The following is an 18,912-nucleotide window of genomic DNA, read 5'->3' on the forward strand; positions in this document are numbered from 1 at the left end:
CGAAAAAAACCACCCCCCCCCCCCTGGAAAAGAAGCACAGGGGGGTAGGGCCTGCCACCTTTTCTCCCCGGACACAGGCCCCCCCCCGGCCCCCCCCCCCGCGGCGCGGCGGCCCCAGGCCGCCGCTGGCTCCATGTCTCCGCCACCGCCCGCGACGGCCCCCGCCCGCTCGCGCCGCAAAAGCCCGAGAAGCGGGCAGCCGGACCGTGAAGAACCCCGACAGCCGCCCCACGGCGAGCACGGCCAGCAGGAGCGGGATGCATGCCAAGTCCGCACCGGTCACCGCGGATTGCCGTTCAACCAGCCGTGACCCGGGCAGCCGGCCTCCCGCCCGTTCGTCAGGCGAGGCCGACGGCAGCGCTCAGGCCGCAACGTGGCCGCTGGCCGTGACGCACTGGGAAGCGTGGCTGGGGCCGGTGGGTGGTTGCTGGAGGCACACGTGGCGGGTGCTCGTTCGGCGCGCCCGCCGTCGTGGCTGACTTTCTGTGGCTGAGGTCGCCAACGGCACGGGTCAGCTGACCAGAGAAGGCGGCGCGATCGCTGCTGGAGGCACACGTGGCGGGTGCTCGTTCGGCGCGCCCGCCGTCGTGGCTGACTTTCTGTGGCTGAGGTCGCCAACGGCACGGGTCAGCTGACCAGAGAAGGCGGCGCGATCGTTCGTGCGCGGTCGTAGAGGTCCCGCGCAGTGGTGTTCTTCAGATGCGGCCGGAGAAGGCCGAACATGTTTCTCATCCGGTCGTCGGCTCGGCCGGACTGCACCATGGGGTAGTCGTCGAGCGCCTGGTGCCAGGTGTCGCAGGCCGCTTCCAGGTGGCCGAACTCCAGTTGCCGTTCGGCCAGCATGGCGCGGTGTCGGACGCGGGCACGGCGATAGACGCTGTAGCGCACCTTGTCGGACTGCTGCATGGCTTCGATGGCGCCGGAGACGTCGCCGAGTTCGTAACGAACCTGGCTGATGTGGTAGTTGAGCGACGCCGGGTCGTACGAGCCGAACGCCTTGCCGCGCGACTCGGCACGGTCCATGGCGGTCTCGGCCTCCCGGATGTACCGCAGCGCCCGAGTCCGGTCGCCGGTCTGCGCGGCGGCGTGTGCTTGCTGGCCGGCGAGGAACGCCAGCATGCGAGGCCCGGCCTTCGGGGAGGCGGCTGCCGCCGCGTCGGCCAGTTCCATGGCCTTTCCCCCGTGGCGAAGGTCGATCGCCTGGACGCTCATGCCGCGCAGCGTGGTGCAGTAGGTCAGGTGGTCCTCGGCAGCGCCCGCGAGCTCCAGCGCCTTGACGTAGTAGCGCTGCGCGAGGCCGTGCAGCCCCTCGTCCACGGCCATGTAGCCGGTCAGGTACAGCAGGTCCGAGGCCGCGGACAGCATGGCCTTCCGAACGTCGTCGGGGGCGTCGGCGCGCAGGTAGGACGCCACGGTGTTCACCATGAACGAGGCGGCCATGGGGCGTGCGTGGCGACCGCCGAACTGGTCGTCCAGTTCTGAGACGCGCTCGGTCATGGCGATGACCATGTCCACTTCGTTCATGCCGATCCGGCGGGCGCGGCCGGACTGGACCGCTTCGGCACGGCCGATGACATCCGGCCACCCGGGAATCGTGAGGGCGACGGAGAACAGGCCGGCCCCCAGGACACTGCGGCGCGATGGGTCCATGTCCTGCCTCCCGAGGTCGATCAGCCCCTCCACGGTATCCGCGGCTGTCGGGGAGTGATCGCGGGGAACGGGCAGACCGGCCTCAGCGTGCGTTACGGGCCGCCCCAGACGCCGTGAGAGGGCTTCCAGGACGCACACCCGCACGGCTCCGCGAGGCACGGTGCCACCCAGCCAGTGGCTCACTGCCGACTCGTCGTATCGCAGGGGCGTGCCCATCTCGGTGCCCACGCGGTTCACCGCCCGCGCGAACTGGCGATAAGTCCAGCGGCTCTCGGCGAGCAGGCGCCCGAGCGCCCCGTTCGGTTCACGCGTGGCCATGCCCTCAACTCCCCGTGCCCTTGCGAACTTTCAAGGCTTTCAAGTCCCGGCGCTGCTGCAACGGTACCGCTGTGCGTGGCCACGCGGTTGCGTAGAGGCAGCAGGGAACGGCGAGACCTCGCCGCAGCCATCGTCTGAGGGACTGAGGGATGAAAAGCGAAGCGCGGGCCCGACTGGCCCAGTTGACCGAAGAGCGGGGCGTGGACGGGGTGCTGAGGATCGACACCTACGAGGGCGCGGACCCGCCGCCGGGCTCGAACCTGTTCCCGCCGTGTGAGTGCCCGCAGCACAGCCGTCCCGAGCCTCAGGACGCCGCGGCCGAGATGAGCGCCGCCGTGCGCAGGGCGAACGAGCGCAGTCGCGGCGAGCGGCTGTGAGGCGGTTAGCCGCAGTCGTCTGCCGCTACGCCGGAGCGCTGCTGATCATCACCATCTCCGCATCGGTCGGCTTCGTCCTGGGCGTGGCCGCCGCCTCCACCCCCACCTGACTTCTCCCTGCCACATCCAACCCCACGTGTGGCGAGGGAGGGCCCACCGCCGGAAGTGGTGGGTACCCGTCCGGCCGCCTTCTTCGTAAGGGCCGGCAGCCGGACGGGATCAACTCCGCAGCATCAGCTGCGGGGTCCGTTTCAACCGTAAGAGGAGAACGCGATGAACGTGGACGAGCTGTTCACCGGCGACCTGATCACCGGCGTCCCGGCTGTCGAGGCCACGCTGCTCGACAAGATGCCCGGCGGTGGCGACAACAACGGCGACCACTGCTCCAAGTGATCCAGGGCTGACGCCAGGCGGGGCGGGGTCGTTCGCGGCCCCGCCCCGCCGCATGACTTCGGAAAGGGACGACATGCTGTCGATGCGTCTGCGCCTGGCCGATCTCCAGGAGCCCCGGTGGAGGCCGGAAGGAGGTCGCTGGGTCAACGGCAAAAGCTGGATCGAGCCCGCGAACGTGTCCGCGTTGGTCATGGAGGTCTGCGACGACCAGACGCCGTGTGTGCGGCTGAGGGTGAAGGAGTGCAAGCGGGGCGAGGCCGATTTCGTCGAGGTCGTCATGACGACCGGGGAGGCCCGTCTCACGGCGGGCGTCTTCGGTACAGCCCCGCTGTACCTGCTGGAGAAGGCCGGCGAGCTGCACGCATCCTGGGACGTGATGGCCCTGCGGTCGCATCTGTCGGCTGACCGCCTGGTGCCGCGTGTCGTGGCGCGGACGCTTACGAGGCAGCATCGCTACACGTCCGAGACGTTGTTCGAGGGCGTCTACCGCCTGACTGAGCGGGCGTCAGCCACCTTCACCGCTGCTGGACTCGGCATCCGCTACCCGGAACCTGCCGAACACGTCCTGGAGCCGCGCACGCTGCGGCCCGGTGTCGATCCACTCGCCATGCTCGACGAGTTGCTGACCGACGTGATCCGCGAAGCGCCGAGCGCCACGGGGTGCGTGGGCGTCGAACTGTCTGGCGGCGCGGACTCCGGGAACGTCGCCCTGGCCGTCAAAGCGGCGCGCTTTCCGCAGGTGCATAGCTTCGGCTTACTGGTCGGGGGAAGCACCGGCAGGCAGCAGAGTGAGCGCCGCCAGGCGTACGCGGATCACTGCGGCTTCCGAGACGTGGCCATTCCCGCCATGCAGCACCCGCCGTTCTGCCCCGGTGGCGTGCGCGCTCTGCGCCGGCCGCATGATCCGGCCGGGGCGTTCTACCAGGAAGCCTTCGACGTCGTACGTGCCCAGGCAGCCGCCCGGCGGTGCGAGGTCATGTTCACCGGCAGTGGAGGGGACGAGGTCAACGCCCACCACTCCAGGACGGATGCGGAACTGCCGACGCCGGAAGCCGTTCCGTGGCTCGGGCCGAAGGCGGTTCGGGCCCTGGGCGAGGTGAACGAGCACCTGGCGCCCATCCCCGTCCTGCCGGTGCCGACCCTGATGGCGTTCGGGATGCACAATCCCGGCTTTCTGCGGGCCGGAGTCTGGCCGGTGAGCCCGCTCGTACACCCGCGGCTCGTCCGGTTCATGGAGCAACTACCGCACGAGTACAAGCGAGGCAAGGCGCTGTTCCGTGAGCGGATCAGGCGGGCGGGACTGCCGGAGCCGGTGGCGTCGCCGGCCGAACCGGAGAACTTCCTGGCTGTCCTGGAGAAGGGGCTGCGCTCGTACGGCTTGCCCGTGCTGGACGACATGCTGAAGGAGTCCGTCCTGGTCGATCTCGGCTACGTTGACGGCCAGGCACTCGCTCAGGCCCGCAAGGGCGCCGAAGCCGCCCCGACCGTCCCTGATCTGCTGTGCGATGTCCTTGCCCTTGAGGTCGGACTGCGGAGCCTCATGTGACCAGCCACCACACGGAAGCGGAACCAGTGGAAGCGACGAACCTCCTCTACCGGGACCCGGCCCTGTACGACGTGATCCAGTCCGACAGCACCGGCGCGGGGATGTGTCAGACCCTGATCGAGACGCATCGCCCGGACGCTCGGACGCTGGTCGACTTCGGATGCGGCACCGGCAGGGACCTGGAGATCCTGGCCAAGCGCTACGAGTGCATCGGCCTGGACCTCCAGCCCGGCATGGTCGACTACGCCCGCCAGGCCCGGCCCGAGCTGGACATCCGCATCGGAGACATGCGCACCGCGAGACTCCGGCGGTGCATGGACGTGGTGACCTGCATGGGCAACAGCCTTGCCTACGTCCACGACAACAGTGAGATCACCCAGGTCTTCGCCACGTTCGCGGCCCACGCTCAGAGGGGCAGTCTGCTCATCCTGTGCTCCCCAGTCGCTCCCATCACGGGGACGGGTCCGATGACCGCCACGGTCGACACCCCGAGCGGCCCGGCGACCGTCACGATCCGCCATGAGTGGGACTTGCGGACCCAGATCAACACCATGCACCGGCATTGGGTACTCCCCTCCGGGGACGAGGCCCAGGACGAGATCCGCAGACGCGTCCTCTTCCCGCGCGAGCTCGAACAGTACGCGGGACGTGTCGGCTTCGAGATCCTGGACATGACCGACAGCTCCAGAGGCGGCACCCTCACCGGTCCGACCGCGTACACGGTGGCCCGGTACACCTGACAGCCAGGGTGCCGCTGGGCCAGGTGTGGACCGACAGAGGTCGTGAGGGCTCTCAGGGCAGGGAACGAGCAGGTCAGGAGCGCCAGACTGCCAAGCGTTCCCCACGCGCGCGACACTCATCCCGCGCATGTACCGCCTCCTGATGAGAGAAGATCCCACGCCCCGAGTGAGGAGTGCGAGTCTGTGAGCATGGACCTCGAAGAACTACTGCGCGCCATGGACCGTACGGCGGCCAACCTGAGAAAAATGGACAGCGTGTGGGAGCGTGCGAAGCCGTTCATCCCATCCGGCCCGCAACGCGGCTCAGATGTCCAGTACGACGCCCTTCGGGCGGCCTGGGCGGATCTGCTCCCCGGGCTCCCGCGAATTGATGGCTGGACCATCACTGAGCCGCTCCCGGACATCGACGAAATGGGCCAAGCCTTCATCGACTACCTCGACATCGGCGAGCACCCCACCGCCGTACATGCTGCCGGGGAGAAGCCCGGAGCGGATCTTGCCGCCTATCAATACCGCCTGGACCGGGCTCGCCGACGTGCGGCACGGAGTCGACTGGAGCAACTCGTCTCGACAGTCGACGCAGCGCTCCCCCTCGCTTTGGGAGACACAGCGCGAGACGCCGTTGAACGCCTGGAAAACGAACAGACCGAAGAGGTCGAGACTGCGATCGGGGAAATCGCAAGGCTCCTGGGCGAAGACGCCGAAAGCATTGATCGCTGGTGGGATCTGCAGCGGCACATGCGCTTCAGCCAGGGGCACGACTGGCAGGACATCGTTGAATTCGACTGGCCAGCTGTGCGTGCCGGCATCGAGGCCAAGTCTCTCGGCGACAGCGATCCGCTACCGGTCCCGGACATCGATCTCGGACAGGCGGCGTCGGGCAACCTCACAGGGGCGGCCACGTTGGCGCTTCGGTGGGAGTTGCTGAACGACGACGGGTTCGAACGGCTCCTCTACGATCTACTGCGAGACATCCCGGAGCACCAGAACGTCGAGTGGCTGATGCAAACCCGTGCCCCCGACCGAGGGCGTGACCTTTCCATGGACCGGGTTCTTCGAGACGGTTCCGGTGGCGTCCGCACCGAGCGTGTCATCGTTCAGGCCAAGCACTGGCGCAGCCGCTCGGTCAACGCGGCCGCCGTTAGCGAGACGGCAACGGCAGGAAAGCTATGGGGACCCCCGCTCGTGCGAGGGATTGTCATCGCTACCAGCGGCAGATTCACTGCTGATGCGGTGTCCTGGGCGGAGCGGCACAACTCGGAGGGCAACGCGCCCTACATCGAACTCTGGCCTGACAGCAGACTGGAGACCCTCCTTGCGCAGCGACCACACATCGCGGCTGCGCACGGCCTCAAATAGGTGCACGGCGCGCTGACGGCAGCCCTGACGGCAACGACGGCACACAAGGGCCATTGATCACGGCCATCAGCGGTCAGTTGGGAGGAGGGCGGAGCCCCCGCCCCACAGCCTGCCCGATCCTACGGATCAAGAGGTCGGTTGTCGGGCCCGAGTGGCAAGCAGGGAGCTGAGCCGACCCAGTGGACCAGGTGTGGACCGCCGGTGGCGGCGCGGGGCCCGGATCGTACGGAACGACCAGGTCAGACACGTACGCCAGGCTTCCCGTAGCACCCTCTTGAAAACCGTCGTGGCGCGAGTCACCGTGGGTTCAAATCCCACCCCCACCGCCAAGTGGAACGGCCCCTGGCCAAAGTTGTGGTCAGGGGCCGTCTCCAGTGGGCGTCAGAAGACGCTGGCACCTTCCAGGCCCCACCACAGATCGGTTCTCTCGCCCGTCCGCAGCCCGCCCGTGCCAGTGCCCATGTACCGGTACAAGAAGGCGCGGTCGAGGGCGAGAAGGTCGGGACGGCTGTCGCCGGACGAGTCCCCTACGGCGATGAGGGACACCATGGAGTTCCAGCCGCCACTGCCGACCAGGACCCGGCCACCGAGGGAGCCGGCCCTGCCGGGGTAGAGCCAGAGCTTGCCGGTCGACGCCTCGCGGGCGTAGAGGTCGGCCCGGCCGTCGCTGTTCATGTCACCGACGCCCACCAGTGCGTTCATGCCGTTCCAGCCGCCGCTGCCGACCAGCTTGCGCGCGCCGAGGCCGCCGCTTCCGGTGCCGGGGTAGAGCCAGAGTCTGCCGGTGGAGGTCTCGCGGGCGATCACGTCCTCCCGGCCGTCACGACTGAAGTCACCGTGCCGGAGGAGAGCGTTGAAGCTGTTCCAGCCACCGGAGCCGACCAGGCGACCGGTGTTGTCGCCGGGCAGGAACCACAGGCGCCCGGCGGCGTCGCGGACCAGGACATCGGCCTTCCGGTCGGCGTTCATGTCGCCGAAGCCGGACAGCCTGGGGGCGGTCGTCGCGTTCCAGTAGGGGTAGGCGGGCGCCTCACACTCCCGCACGGTGCGGACGAACTTCAGCGAGCTGGGGTCGCCCAGGTACCCGCCCGTGGCGTACTGCTGCCGGGGGTCGAAGGTTTGGTAGCCCCCTGTGCGACCGTAGTTCGCGTCGTCATAGAGGCAGGCGATCATGGACGTGCGGTTGATCACCGTGCGGAACTTGTTGTCCCAGGTACCCAGCGTCGCCTTGCTCGTGTTCGTCTTGAACATCGGGCCGGTGCCGTTGTCGTCCCTCTGCCAGGCGCAGAAGTACCCCGAAGGACAGTCGCTGATCGCGGCCCGCGCGGGCGTCGCGCCCGTGCCGAGCAGTCCGAGCGAGGCGAGCCCCAGCGCTCCGGCCGCCGAGGCCAGGCGCCGAAGCAGTGATGTGCGCATGCATTCCCTCCCTGTCGTGACGCGCACAGGCTTTCGGGCGCGTCGCGTGGAGGGACCGTATCCGTGTCCCTTCTCCAGCCGACGAGCGGGGCACCCCGGTTTCGGGATGCCCCTTTGTCGTGGGCGCGTGGCGCTCCGTCAGGGGGCGGCGCTCGGGTGTTCTGTCGGGTGGGCGTCCCGGGTGAGGCGGGCCGCCGAGAGGATCGTCGTGCGGGCCTCGTGTTCGGTCAGGCCCGTGTGGACCGCCGCCTTGGTGAGGGCGTCGGCGAGGGAGTCGCCGAGGCCGTTCTCGTACGCCCGGCAGGCCGCCCAGAACAGGCGCGTGTTGCGCTGGCCCTCCTGTGCGGTGCGGACGAAGTGGACCAGGCCGCGGCCGTGGCGTGGGCTCGTCGAGTTGTGAGGGGGGCGCGAGGGCGGTGTGGGGGGCGCGATCAGGTCGAGGAGGGCGCGCGGGCAAGGAGCGGGATCGAGCTGCTCGCTGCCCGGTGCGAGCCGGTACGCGCCCTTGGCGGTGACCGAGCCCGGTCCCACCAGGTAGCCGCCGGCGCCGCGGATGTCGATGCCGGGGGCGAGGCGGCTCGCCGAGTTGGGGACGACGACGTCCGGCGGGCCGGTCAGCCACAGGTGGCGGCCGCCGGACGGGGTGAGGACGGTGACCGTGGGCGGCAGCGTGAACAGGTGCTGGAGCGCGAGGTGACGCAGCTCGGTCGTGGCCGTCGTGGCGGCGTCGCCGTGGAGGACGTCGAGGTCGACGCCGATGAGGTGGTGCGGCGGGCGCCCACAGGCGATGCCGTAGCCGGTGGCCCAGGGGGCGGCGGCGAAGAGCGCCCGTACGGTCGCGGGGTCGCTGGTCGCGTCGTGCACACCGTGCCCGGGGCGGCCGCATTCGCCGTGGCAGACGACGGGATGCGGTTCGTGCCGGTGGGGTGAGCGCAGGGCGGGGAGCTTGGAGGGCGACAGGGGGATGACGGGGAGCCCGCGCTCTGCCGCAGACAGTGCGTGGGCCAGGGCCAGGGTGGCGGAGCGCCGGTCGGAGGTGGCCATGGACTCAGTTTCGTACACCCGTTCGAAAAAGGAAAGAGGGGGGATTGGCTGAAAATCTGCCGGAACGCTTCCCCTGTTGTGGGGGTGCGGTTTCGGTGGCGAGATCCGGCCCCACCCCCGTGAGCTGCGCATTCGGGTGGGTGAAGGGGGTTTATCGACTTGTCCTCACGCTTGAGGGGGAATCGATCACTGAGGGGTGGTTCGCCGGGGATTGTGTGGGCAACTCTGGAGTCGCGACGTCGAGCACAACGACCGAGGCGGTCGGCCAACTGCCTGGGAAACAGACGCACTTCAGTGCTTCGGCACGACAGCTTCAGCTCAGCTCACGGAGGAAAAGACATGGCAAGCATCCGTACCGCCCGCGTTCTCGCCGCTGCCGCCGCGCTGCCCTTGACCGCCGCTCTCTTCACCGGCGTCGCGCAGGCCGACAACGGCGGATTCGCGGACGACGGATCGAACACGAGCGTCGCCTCCGTCATCGGCAGCGGCGTGGGCGGCGACAACTTCGGCAACTCGACGACCACGCAGCAGGTGGCCACCGGCTCCGGTGCCTCCAACCAGAGCAACACCGCGAGCGTGAACGGCTCCGGGCTCACCGCCGTCGACCAGTCGAACGCGACGGTCAACTTCTACCCCTGGTGGTTCTAGCCGTCAGCTGGGGTCCGGCCCGACGGGGGAATCACCGCGGGGTGAACAGTGGCCCGTGCGGCGGCGCTTCGGCGCCGGCGCACGGGCCGCCGCGCGTTCCCGGGGTGCTTGCCATGGATGCCGGGCGGGGTGGCTCGTGTCCACCGGGCGCCCTCCCCGTGTGCTGTGTGCCGTGTCCGCCGGGCGGCGCCCCGTGCGGTGCCGCGAGGCCCGCCTTCCGTGTGCCTGCCGGGCGACTCCACCCGTGTGCCTGCCGGGCGACTCCACCCGTGTGCCTGCGGGGCAACGCCCCCCCGTGTGCCGTGTCCGTCGGGCCCGCCTCCCGTGTGACCGGCGGGCCCCGCCGCGTCCGTGACCTTGACACGGCTCCCGCATCTGACAGACAGTCAGAAACCATAGTCGTCCCCCGGGAGGCCGTCGCCGTGCACCTCGCCCCGACCGAGCGGCAGCTGCGGCTGCGTGCCGAACTCCGCGCGTACTTCCGCGACGTGATGCCCGACGGTCCGCCGCCCGCGACCGACAGCGCAGCGCAGCGCGCGCTGCTCCGTCGCATCGGCGCCGACGGGATGCTGGGGCTCGGCTGGCCGCCCGAGTACGGCGGACAGGGCCGCGGCCCCGACGAGCAGTTCGTCTTCTTCGACGAGGCCTACCGGGCCGGTGCCCCCGTCTCGATGGTCACGCTCAACACGGTCGGCCCGACCCTGATGAAGTACGGGACCGACGAGCAGAAGGCGTACTTCCTCCCCCGGATCCTGCGCGGCGAGACCGTCTTCGCCATCGGCTACAGCGAACCTGAGGCCGGCACCGACCTGGCCTCGCTCCGTACGAAGGCGGTACGCGACGGGGGCTCCTGGCTGATCGACGGGCAGAAGATCTTCACCTCGAACGCCCAGAACGCCGACTGGATCTGGCTCGCCTGCCGCACCGACCCCGAGGCACCCAAGCACCGCGGCATCTCCATCGTGCTCGTCCCCACGGACGCCCCCGGATTCTCGTGGACACCGATCGAGACGGTCGGAGGGCTGACGACGACCGCGACGTACTACGACTCCCTCCGTGTCCCCGCCGGGAACCTCGTCGGGGAGGAGAACGGCGGCTGGGGGCTGATCACCAACCAGCTCAACCACGAACGCGTCGCCCTCGCCGCCATCGGCATGCAGGCCGAGGACTTCTACGAAGCGGCCCTCCGCCGGGCCCGCACGCCCGATCCGGTGACGGGGCGCCGCCGCATCGACGAGCCGTGGATACGGATTCGGGCCGCCGAGGCACATGCCCGGCTGGCGGCGACGCGCCTGCTCAACTGGCGTCTGGTGGGGGATGTGGGGGCGGGCCGCCTGGCCCCGGGAGACGCCAGCGGCGTGAAGTTCGCGGGCACCGAATCGGCGGTGGAGGTGTACCGGATATGTCAGGAGATCGCGGGCGGAGCGGGTCTCGTGCGAGCGGGGTCGCCGGGGGAGTTCGACGGCGGTGAGCTCGAGCGGATGAACCGCGCCGCGCAGATCAACACCTTCGGGGGCGGGGTGAGCGAGGTGCAGCGCGAGATCGTCGCGACGATGCGGCTCGGCATGAAGGGGAGGGGGCGGCGATGACGGACGGTCTGTACGAGCGGCTGAAGGGGTACGAAGGACAGCCCGCCGCCACCGCGGGCGTCGGCAAGGACCTGGTCAACGAGCCGATGATCAGGCACTGGTGCGAGGCCATGGGGGACACCGACCCGGCGTACCGGGGGCCGGACGCCGTCGCGCCGCCCACCATGCTCCAGGCGTGGACGATGGGCGGGCTCTCCGGCCACACCGACCGGTCGGGGGCGTACGACGAGCTGCTCACGCTCCTGGACGAGGCCGGGTTCACCTCCGTGGTCGCCACCGACTGCGAGCAGGAGTACCCGCGGCCGTTGCGACCGGGCGACGCGATCACGTTCGACGCCGTGATCGAGTCGGTGTCGGCGCGCAAGAGCACCAAGCTCGGGACGGGGCACTTCGTCACCACCCGGATGGACATCCGCGCCGGCGGCGAACTCGCGGGCACCCACCGCTTCCGCATCCTCAAGTACGCGCCGGCGGCACCGCGGCCGAAGGCGAGCGGCGAGCCCTCCGCCAAGCGGCCCCGGCCGGTGGTCAACCGGGACAACGCCGGCTTCTGGGAGGGCGTCGCCGCGCACCGGCTGCTCATCCAGCGCTGCGGGGGCTGCGCGGCCCTCCGCCTCCCCTGGCTGCCCGGGTGCAACGCGTGCGGTTCGCCGGAGTGGGACACCGTCGAGGCGAGCGGCGAGGGGACCGTCTTCTCGTACGTGGTGATGCACCACCCGCCCTTCCCCGCCTTCGATCCCCCTTACGCGGTCGGTCTGATCGAACTGGCCGAAGGAGTACGGATGATCAGCAACGTGGTCGGGGTGCCGTACGACAAGGTCCGGATCGGGATGCCGGTCCGGCTGGAGTTCCTCCGCGTGGACGACGAGCTGGAGCTGCCCGTCTTCCGGGCGCAGGACGGCGGGGAGGGCTGACATGGACTTCACACCCACGGAGGAGCAGGTCGCGGCCCAGGAGCTGGCGGCGCGGATCTTCGGTGACCTCGCCACGCACGAGCGGCTCGCGGCGGCGGGCACGGGCACGGACGCCGAGCTGTGGAAGGCCCTGTGCGCGGCCGGGCTGCCCGGAGCGGTCGAGGAGATCGGGCTGCTCGGTCTGGTGCTGCTCGCGGAGGAGCAGGGGCGTACGACGGCGCAGGTGCCTCTCGCGGCGAGCGGGGTGTTCGGCCTCCTCGCCGTCGCCCGGCACGGCACGGAGGAGCAGCGCGAGCGGCTGCTGCCCGGGCTCCGTGCCGGTACGAGCGTGGTGACCGGGGCCTTCCCGCCCGCCGGACATGTGCGGGCCGAGGGGGACGGCCGCCTGACGGGGGCGGTGGAGTGGGTGCCCTGGCTCAGGGACGCCACACACGTCCTCGTACCGGACCAGGACGGAGCGCTCCGGCTCGTGCCCAGGAGGGAAGCCTCCGTGGTGACGGTGGAGCTCACCGCGCCCTGGGCCGCCGGCCGGCTCGTCCTCGACGGCGCGCGGGGTGAGCGGATCGGGGACCCGGGCGCGCTCGCGGACGTGCTGGCCACGGCCCGGATCGTGTTCGCCGGGCTACAGGCGGGGGTCTGTGCCGGCTCGCTGGCCCGGGCCGTCGCGTACACCTCGGTACGGGAGCAGTTCGGCCGTCCGCTCTCCACCCACCAGGCCGTCCAGCTCCGGGCCGCCGACGCCCATATGGACACCGAGGCGATCCGGGTGACCGCCTACGAGGCGGCCTGGCGCCTCGACGAGGGGCTGCCGGCCGCCGAGCACGCGCTGACCGCCGCCTGGTGGGCGTCGGAGGCGGGAAAGCGCGTCGTCCACGCGGGCCAGCATCTGCACGGCGGCATGGGGGCGGACCTCGACCATCCCGTCCACCGCCACTTCCTCTGGGGCAGACAGCTCGACGCGTACCTCGGCTGCGGCACCGAACTTCTCGCCGAGCTGGGCGACCTGATCGCGAACGGAGAGCGCTCATGAAGGCCGGGGACACGCTCGCGCCGCTGGAGATCCCGATCACCCGCACCCTGATCGTCGCCGGGGCCGTCGCCTCCCGGGACTACCAGGACGTGCACCACGACGCGGAGTCGGCGAGGTCGAAGGGCTCCCCCGACGTCTTCATGAACATCCTGACGACGAACGGCCTGGTGGGGCGGTACATCACCGACCGGCTGGGTCCGGGGGCGGTCCTGCGCAAGGTGGCGATACGGCTCGGCGCGCCCAACTACCCCGGGGACACGATGACGTTGACGGGCACGGTCACGGAGATCGACGGCGCCACGGCCCGGGTACGGGTGGTCGGCGCCAACGGGCTCGGCCACCACGTGACGGGCACGGTGACCGTGACCCTCCCGGACCCGGACCCGAACCCGGGCGCGGCACCAGCGCCGGACCCGGGCGCGGCACCAGCGCCGGACCCGGAACCTGCGCCGGCCCCGGACCCGGCCCCGGACCCGGAACCTGCGCCGGACCTGGACCCGGACGCGGCACCAGCGCCGGACGCGGGCGCAGACCCTGACCCAGCGCCGGCCCCCGGGGCAGGGGAGGCGGGAGCATGAGCATCACGAAGGCCGATCGGCTCGGCGGGCGTGCCGCCATCGCCGGGATCGGGGCGACCGAGTTCTCCAAGGACTCCGGCCGCAGCGAGCTCAAGCTCGCCGTGGAGGCGGTGCACGCGGCGCTCGACGACGCCGGGCTGACCCCCGCCGATGTCGACGGCATGGTCACCTTCACCATGGACACGAGCCCGGAGATCACCGTCGCCCAGGCGGCCGGCATCGGCGAGCTGTCGTTCTTCTCCCGCGTCCATTACGGGGGCGGGGCCGCCTGCGCCACCGTCCAGCAGGCGGCGCTCGCCGTGGCGGCCGGCGTCGCCGACGTCGTCGTCTGCTACCGGGCGTTCAACGAACGCTCCGGGCGCCGCTTCGGCTCGGGCGTCCAGCGGCGCGAGCCCTCCGCCGAGGGCGCCGCGCTCGGCTGGCAGCTGCCGTTCGGGCTGCTCACCCCGGCCTCCTGGGTAGCCATGATCGCCCAGCGGTATCTGCACACGTACGGGCTGACCCCGGACGCCTTCGGCCATGTCGCCGTCACCGACCGCCGGTACGCGGCCACCAACCCCGCCGCGTACTTCCACGGCGCACCGATCACGCTCGCCGACCACGCCGCCTCGCGCTGGATCGTGGAGCCCCTCCGGCTCCTCGACTGCTGCCAGGAGACCGACGGCGGGCAGGCGATCGTCGTCACCTCCGCCGAGCGCGCCCGCGACCTGCGCCGTCCGCCCGCGGTGATCGTCGCCGCGGCCCAGGGAGCCGGACGCGCCCAGGAGGCGATGACCAGCTTCTACCGCGACGACCTGACCGGCCTGCCCGAGATGGGCGTGGTGGCGAGACAGCTCTGGCAGACGTCCGGGCTCGCCCCCGGGGACATCGACGTCTCCATCCTGTATGACCACTTCACCCCGTTCGTCCTCATGCAGCTGGAGGAGTTCGGGTTCTGCGGCCCCGGGGAGGCGGCCGACTTCGTGGCGGCGGACGCGCTGCCGGTCAACACCCACGGAGGCCAGTTGGGGGAGGCGTATCTGCACGGGATGAACGGGATCGCGGAGGCCGTACGGCAGGTGCGGGGCACGTCCGTGAACCAGGTGTCCGGCGTGGCCAGGACGCTGGTCACGGCGGGCACCGGAGTCCCCACGTCCGGTCTGATCCTGGGCGCGGACGGCTGAGGCGCCGGCCGGGCCCGACCCTGACTCCAGGCCCGTCCCACCTCCACCTTCAGGAGGTCCAGCCGTCCCCACCCCTACAACCTGAGGGGGAGTGCGGTTCGGGACCTGGGGCCGATCCGCCGCCCACGTACCCGCTCCTAGCGTGGAGTCATGACTCCGCCACCTTCCGGCCCCGTCTGTGTCGGCGCCTCCACGGCCGCCGGCTACCCGTCGTTCTCGTCCTACGTACGGGCCCGCGGCCCCGTCCTGCTGCGCACCGCGCGCTCGCTGACCGCGAACCCGGCGGACGCCGAGGACCTGCTGCAGACCGCGCTGGCCAAGACGTTCGTCGCCTGGGAGCGGATCGAGGACCACCGCGCCCTGGACGGCTATGTGCGGCGCGCGCTGCTGAACACCCGTACGTCCCAGTGGCGCAAGCGCAAGGTCGACGAGTTCGCGTGCGAGGAGCTTCCGGAGCCGGCCGGGCTGCCCGAGCCGGACCCGGCCGAGCGGCAGGCGCTGCACGACGCGATGTGGCGCGCGGTGATGAAGCTCCCGGACCGCCAGCGGGCGATGGTCGTGCTGCGGTACTACGAGGACCTCAGCGAGGCGCAGACGGCCGAGGTGCTGGGTGTCTCGATCGGTACGGTCAAGAGTGCGGTGTCGCGTGCGCTCGGCAAGCTCCGCGAGGACCCTGAGCTCTCCCCCGTACGCTGACCGCCCGCACCTCCGCCTCCTCTGCCAGCGATCACTGGCAATTCCCGTACTCCCGGGTAGTGACATACCGCGTGGTACGTGCGCAGAATCTCCACACCCTTACTGCCACGTAGCGCCCACCGGGAGGACGCCGTGCTGAGCACCATGCAGGACGTACAGCTGACCGTGACCCGCATCCTGAACCACGGGATGACGATCCACGGGAAGTCCCTGATCACCACCTGGACCGGGGAGCCCGAGCCGCACCGCCAGACCTTCGCGGAGACGGGCGCCCGCGCGACCCAGCTGGCGAACGCCCTGCGCGACGAGCTCGGAGTCACCGGCGACCAGCGGGTCGCGACACTCATGTGGAACAACGCGCAGCACGTCGAGGCGTACTTCGCGATCCCCTCCATGGGCGCGGTCCTGCACACCCTCAACCTGCGCCTTCCCCCCGAGCAGCTGGCGTTCATCGTGAACCACGCCGACGACCGGGTGGTCATCGTCAACGGTTCGCTGCTTCCCCTCCTCGTGCCGCTGCTCCCCCACCTGCCGACCATCGAGCACATCGTGGTCGCGGGCCCCGGCGACCGTTCGGCGCTGGACGGGGTGGCGCCCCGGGTGCACGACTACGAGGAGCTGATCGCGGGCCGCCCCACCACCTTCGACTGGCCCGAGCTGGACGAGCGTGCGGCCGCCGCCATGTGCTACACCTCCGGCACCACGGGCGACCCCAAGGGCGTCGTCTACTCCCACCGTTCGATCTACCTGCACTCCATGCAGGTCAACATGGCCGAGTCGATGGGTCTGACGGCCGCGGACACGACCCTCGTCGTGGTTCCGCAGTTCCATGTCAACGCCTGGGGCCTGCCGCACGCCACGTTCATGACCGGCATCAACATGCTGATGCCGGACCGTTTCCTCCAGCCCGCCCCGCTCGCCGAGATGATCGAGCGCGAGAAGCCCTCCCACGCCGCGGCCGTCCCCACCATCTGGCAGGGCCTGCTCGCCGAGGTCACCGCCAACCCCCGCGACCTCTCCTCCATGAAGCAGGTCACCATCGGCGGCGCGGCCTGTCCGCCCTCGCTCATGGAGGCGTACGACCGGCTCGGCGTCCGCCTCTGCCACGCCTGGGGCATGACGGAGACCTCCCCGCTCGGCACCATGGCCCACCCGCCGGCCGGGCTGACCGCCGAGGAGGAGTGGTCGTACCGCGTCACGCAGGGCCGCTTCCCGGCCGGCGTCGAGGGCCGCCTCGTCGGCCCCGGCGGCGAACTCCTGCCCTGGGACGGCGAGTCGGCAGGTGAGCTGGAGGTGCGCGGCACCTGGATCGCGGGCTCGTACTTCGGCGGGGTCGACGGCGAACCGGTCCGCCCCGCCGACAAGTTCAGCGAGGACGGCTGGCTGAAGACGGGCGACGTCGGCGTCATCAGCCCGGACGGCTACCTCACCCTCACCGACCGCGCCAAGGACGTCATCAAGTCCGGCGGCGAGTGGATTTCGAGCGTCGAGCTGGAGAACGCCATCATGGCGCACCCGGAGGTCGCCGAGGCCGCCGTCGTCGCCGTACCGGACGAGAAGTGGGGCGAGCGGCCGCTCGCGACCGTCGTCCTGAAGGACGGCGCCACGGCGGACTACGAGTCGCTGAAGGACTTCCTCGCCACCGAGGGCGGGATCGCCAAGTGGCAGCTCCCGGAGCGCTGGGCGATCGTGCCGGCGGTGCCGAAGACGAGCGTGGGCAAGTTCGACAAGAAGGTGATCCGCAGGCAGTACGCGGAGGGGGAGCTGGACGTCACCCAGCTGTAGCCCGCGCGGAGACGGAACGAACGGAGTGAACGGAAGGAGGGGGAGCGGTGCACCTGCACCGCTCCCCCTCCTTCTCCGTCGGTACGGACCTCAGTTGGTCCCTATCTTCGCGAGCAGGTCGACGATCCGGGCCTGCACCTCGTTGCTGTTCGAACGCTCCGCCAGGAAGAGGACCGTCTCGCCGGACGACAGCGTCGGCAGCTCGGCCTCGTCGAGGTCGGCCGAGGTGTAGACGACGAGCGGGGTGCGGTTCAACTGCCCGTTCGCGCGCAGCCAGTCGATGATCCCGGCGCGTCGGCGGCGTACCTGCATCAGGTCCATCACCACGAGGTTCGGCCGGATCTGCGTGGCCAGCGTGACCGCTTCGGTGTCGGCCGAGGCCCGCGCCACCTGCATTCCGCGCCGCTCCAGGGTCGCGGCGAGCGCCTGCGCGATGTGCTCGTTCTCCTCGATGAGCAGCACGCGCGACGGGTGCTGCTCGCTGTCGCGGGGCGCCAGCGCCTTGAGGAGTACGGCGGGATCGGCACCGTACGCCGCCTCCCGGGTGGCCTGCCCGAGACCGGCCGCCAGCAGGACGGGCACCTCGGCGGCGACGGCCGCCTGGCGGAGCGACTGGAGCGCGGTACGGGTGATGGGCCCGGTCAGCGGGTCGACGAAGAGCGCGGCCGGGAAGGCGGCGATCTGGGCGTCGACCTCCTCGCGGGAGTGGACGATCACCGGCCGGTAGCCGCGGTCGCTCAGCGCCTGCTGGGTGGAGACGTCCGGCGCGGGCCAGACGAGCAGCCTGCGCGGGTTGTCCAGGGGCTCCGGGGGCAGCTCGTCGTCGAGGGGCCGCGGCACGGGCTGGTGGGCGACCTCGACCGCGCCGCCGGGTCCGTCGAGCGGCTCCGGGCCCTCGTCGGCGCCCTCGGCGGGCGCTCCTATGGCGTACGAGCGGCCTTCGGGAGCCGCGGGGGCCAGCTTGGGCTGCGGGTGCGGCTTGGCCGCGGGCTCGGCCGGGACCGTCGCCGCCGCCGTCACGGCGGCGGGAGCGGGCCGGTCGCCCTCGGGCGGGGTGGCGAGCTTGCGCCGCCGCCCGGAGCCGTTGCCGCCGGCGGGCGGCGGGGCCTGCCCGTTCTGCTGCGCGGCGATCTGCTGGGCGAAGGGCACGCCCTGCCCGAGCGTCCGCACGCTGAACGCCCGCCCCCCCTGCGTCCCGTCCTTCGGTTCCTTCGGCGCGGCCCCTGTGGGGGCGGCGGCGGGCGCGCTGGCGGTGGCGGCCGGGGACGGCGCGGGCGCGGGGATCTCGGGCGGCAACGGCAGGGATCCGGTGCCGGTGCCGCTCCGCGTCTCCTGCGGCCCGCTCGTGTTCCGTCGGCGCCCGGTCGGCTCGGGCAGGGGGTGCGGCTGCGGCGGCGTGTGGTCGGCGTCCGGCACGGACCGTACGGCGTCGTGCTGACCCTCGTCGGTGACGGGCATCGGCGCCGGCATGGGCATCGGCGCCGGCATGGGCATGGCCATGGGCATCGGCGTCGCCATGGGCATGGGCGTCGGCTGGGGCTGTGCCGCCTGCGGCGCGAGGACGGCCTGCGGCTCCTCGCTCCCCGCCTCCGGGGCGCGGTCCACGTCGGCCGGGGGCAGCGCGAACGGCGTACGGGGCCCCGCCTCGGCGGCCGCGCTCCGCTCC

General features: G+C 71.2%; 15 protein-coding genes and 1 pseudogene. 12 read left to right on the forward strand and 4 right to left on the reverse strand.

What is annotated here, in order from left to right; all coding sequences use genetic code 11:
• Window positions 1–627: 627 nt before the first annotated feature.
• On the reverse strand, window positions 628–1,968 hold the full coding sequence (locus tag ACFUJR_RS11635) for a tetratricopeptide repeat protein (RefSeq protein ID WP_383450339.1): 1,341 nt from the start codon (window positions 1,966–1,968) through the stop codon (window positions 628–630).
• A 149-nt stretch (window positions 1,969–2,117) separates the two neighbouring features.
• Here ACFUJR_RS11635 and ACFUJR_RS11640 point away from each other — a divergent pair, with 149 nt between their 5' ends.
• The 4 genes from ACFUJR_RS11640 (at window position 2,118) to ACFUJR_RS11655 (ending at window position 6,383) form a co-directional block, all read left to right on the forward strand.
• Window positions 2,118–2,345 (forward strand): hypothetical protein, encoded by a 228-nt coding sequence (locus ACFUJR_RS11640; RefSeq protein WP_383163713.1) that lies wholly within the window; start codon window positions 2,118–2,120, stop codon window positions 2,343–2,345.
• A gap of 445 nt (window positions 2,346–2,790) precedes the next feature.
• Window positions 2,791–4,284, forward strand: a complete 1,494-nt coding sequence (locus tag ACFUJR_RS11645) for an asparagine synthase-related protein (protein WP_383163714.1) — start codon at window positions 2,791–2,793, stop codon at window positions 4,282–4,284.
• Window positions 4,285–4,310: 26 nt separating this feature from the next.
• Complete coding sequence (locus ACFUJR_RS11650) at window positions 4,311–5,024, forward strand: class I SAM-dependent methyltransferase (RefSeq protein WP_383163716.1); 714 nt, start codon at window positions 4,311–4,313, stop codon at window positions 5,022–5,024.
• Between the two features lie 189 nt (window positions 5,025–5,213).
• The gene (locus ACFUJR_RS11655) at window positions 5,214–6,383 is read left to right on the forward strand and encodes a restriction endonuclease (protein WP_383163763.1); all 1,170 of its coding nucleotides are present in this window, start codon (window positions 5,214–5,216) and stop codon (window positions 6,381–6,383) included.
• A 381-nt stretch (window positions 6,384–6,764) separates the two neighbouring features.
• Here the strand turns inward: ACFUJR_RS11655 and ACFUJR_RS11660 are convergent, their stop codons facing one another.
• Both ACFUJR_RS11660 and ACFUJR_RS11665 read right to left on the reverse strand, forming a co-directional pair.
• On the reverse strand, window positions 6,765–7,799 hold the full coding sequence (locus tag ACFUJR_RS11660; RefSeq protein ID WP_383450341.1) for a peptidase inhibitor family I36 protein: 1,035 nt from the start codon (window positions 7,797–7,799) through the stop codon (window positions 6,765–6,767).
• Between the two features lie 138 nt (window positions 7,800–7,937).
• Window positions 7,938–8,843 carry a bifunctional DNA primase/polymerase gene (locus tag ACFUJR_RS11665; protein WP_383163720.1) on the reverse strand — a complete coding sequence of 302 codons (906 nt, stop codon included), beginning with the start codon at window positions 8,841–8,843 and terminating at the stop codon, window positions 7,938–7,940.
• A 339-nt stretch (window positions 8,844–9,182) separates the two neighbouring features.
• On the opposite strand from ACFUJR_RS11665, the gene ACFUJR_RS11670 reads away from it, so the two are divergent.
• From ACFUJR_RS11670 to ACFUJR_RS11705, 8 genes are all read left to right on the forward strand, one after another.
• The gene (locus ACFUJR_RS11670) at window positions 9,183–9,491 is read left to right on the forward strand and encodes a hypothetical protein (RefSeq protein WP_383163722.1); all 309 of its coding nucleotides are present in this window, start codon (window positions 9,183–9,185) and stop codon (window positions 9,489–9,491) included.
• A 422-nt stretch (window positions 9,492–9,913) separates the two neighbouring features.
• Window positions 9,914–11,080 (forward strand): acyl-CoA dehydrogenase family protein, encoded by a 1,167-nt coding sequence (locus ACFUJR_RS11675; RefSeq protein ID WP_383163724.1) that lies wholly within the window; start codon window positions 9,914–9,916, stop codon window positions 11,078–11,080.
• The gene (locus tag ACFUJR_RS11680; RefSeq protein WP_383163726.1) at window positions 11,077–11,994 is read left to right on the forward strand and encodes a bifunctional MaoC family dehydratase N-terminal/OB-fold nucleic acid binding domain-containing protein; all 918 of its coding nucleotides are present in this window, start codon (window positions 11,077–11,079) and stop codon (window positions 11,992–11,994) included. Before ACFUJR_RS11675 ends, ACFUJR_RS11680 begins: the two co-directional genes overlap by 4 nt.
• Before the next feature lies 1 nt (window position 11,995).
• Window positions 11,996–13,024 carry an acyl-CoA dehydrogenase family protein gene (locus ACFUJR_RS11685; RefSeq protein ID WP_383163728.1) on the forward strand — a complete coding sequence of 343 codons (1,029 nt, stop codon included), beginning with the start codon at window positions 11,996–11,998 and terminating at the stop codon, window positions 13,022–13,024.
• Window positions 13,021–13,602, forward strand: a complete 582-nt coding sequence (locus ACFUJR_RS11690) for a MaoC family dehydratase (RefSeq protein ID WP_383163730.1) — start codon at window positions 13,021–13,023, stop codon at window positions 13,600–13,602. The genes ACFUJR_RS11685 and ACFUJR_RS11690 overlap by 4 nt, the downstream gene beginning before the upstream one ends.
• Window positions 13,599–14,765, forward strand: coding sequence for a lipid-transfer protein (locus ACFUJR_RS11695; protein WP_383163733.1), 1,167 nt, complete (start codon window positions 13,599–13,601; stop codon window positions 14,763–14,765). Before ACFUJR_RS11690 ends, ACFUJR_RS11695 begins: the two co-directional genes overlap by 4 nt.
• A gap of 150 nt (window positions 14,766–14,915) precedes the next feature.
• Complete coding sequence (locus ACFUJR_RS11700) at window positions 14,916–15,461, forward strand: SigE family RNA polymerase sigma factor (protein WP_383163736.1); 546 nt, start codon at window positions 14,916–14,918, stop codon at window positions 15,459–15,461.
• Window positions 15,462–15,593: 132 nt separating this feature from the next.
• Window positions 15,594–17,246 (forward strand): long-chain fatty acid--CoA ligase, encoded by a 1,653-nt coding sequence (locus ACFUJR_RS11705; RefSeq protein ID WP_383163739.1) that lies wholly within the window; start codon window positions 15,594–15,596, stop codon window positions 17,244–17,246.
• A 90-nt stretch (window positions 17,247–17,336) separates the two neighbouring features.
• Here ACFUJR_RS11705 and ACFUJR_RS11710 read toward each other — a convergent pair.
• Window positions 17,337–18,912: pseudogene (locus ACFUJR_RS11710) on the reverse strand (PAS domain S-box protein); the annotation flags it as partial.

The sequence above is a fragment of the Streptomyces sp. NPDC057271 genome, from assembly GCF_042668715.1.
GTDB lineage: Bacteria > Actinomycetota > Actinomycetes > Streptomycetales > Streptomycetaceae > Streptomyces.

Excerpts from the sequence above, each read along its gene's own strand:
- ACFUJR_RS11635 (WP_383450339.1), bottom strand. The coding sequence starts at position 1,968 with ATGGCCACGCGTGAACCGAACGGGGCGCTCGGGCGCCTGCTCGCCGAG.
- ACFUJR_RS11640 (WP_383163713.1), top strand. The coding sequence starts at position 2,118 with ATGAAAAGCGAAGCGCGGGCCCGACTGGCCCAGTTGACCGAAGAGCGG.
- ACFUJR_RS11645 (WP_383163714.1), top strand. The coding sequence starts at position 2,791 with ATGACTTCGGAAAGGGACGACATGCTGTCGATGCGTCTGCGCCTGGCC.
- ACFUJR_RS11655 (WP_383163763.1), top strand. The coding sequence starts at position 5,214 with ATGGACCTCGAAGAACTACTGCGCGCCATGGACCGTACGGCGGCCAAC.
- ACFUJR_RS11660 (WP_383450341.1), bottom strand. The coding sequence starts at position 7,799 with ATGCGCACATCACTGCTTCGGCGCCTGGCCTCGGCGGCCGGAGCGCTG.
- ACFUJR_RS11665 (WP_383163720.1), bottom strand. The coding sequence starts at position 8,843 with ATGGCCACCTCCGACCGGCGCTCCGCCACCCTGGCCCTGGCCCACGCA.
- ACFUJR_RS11670 (WP_383163722.1), top strand. The coding sequence starts at position 9,183 with ATGGCAAGCATCCGTACCGCCCGCGTTCTCGCCGCTGCCGCCGCGCTG.
- ACFUJR_RS11680 (WP_383163726.1), top strand. The coding sequence starts at position 11,077 with ATGACGGACGGTCTGTACGAGCGGCTGAAGGGGTACGAAGGACAGCCC.
- ACFUJR_RS11685 (WP_383163728.1), top strand. The coding sequence starts at position 11,996 with ATGGACTTCACACCCACGGAGGAGCAGGTCGCGGCCCAGGAGCTGGCG.
- ACFUJR_RS11690 (WP_383163730.1), top strand. The coding sequence starts at position 13,021 with ATGAAGGCCGGGGACACGCTCGCGCCGCTGGAGATCCCGATCACCCGC.
- ACFUJR_RS11695 (WP_383163733.1), top strand. The coding sequence starts at position 13,599 with ATGAGCATCACGAAGGCCGATCGGCTCGGCGGGCGTGCCGCCATCGCC.
- ACFUJR_RS11700 (WP_383163736.1), top strand. The coding sequence starts at position 14,916 with ATGACTCCGCCACCTTCCGGCCCCGTCTGTGTCGGCGCCTCCACGGCC.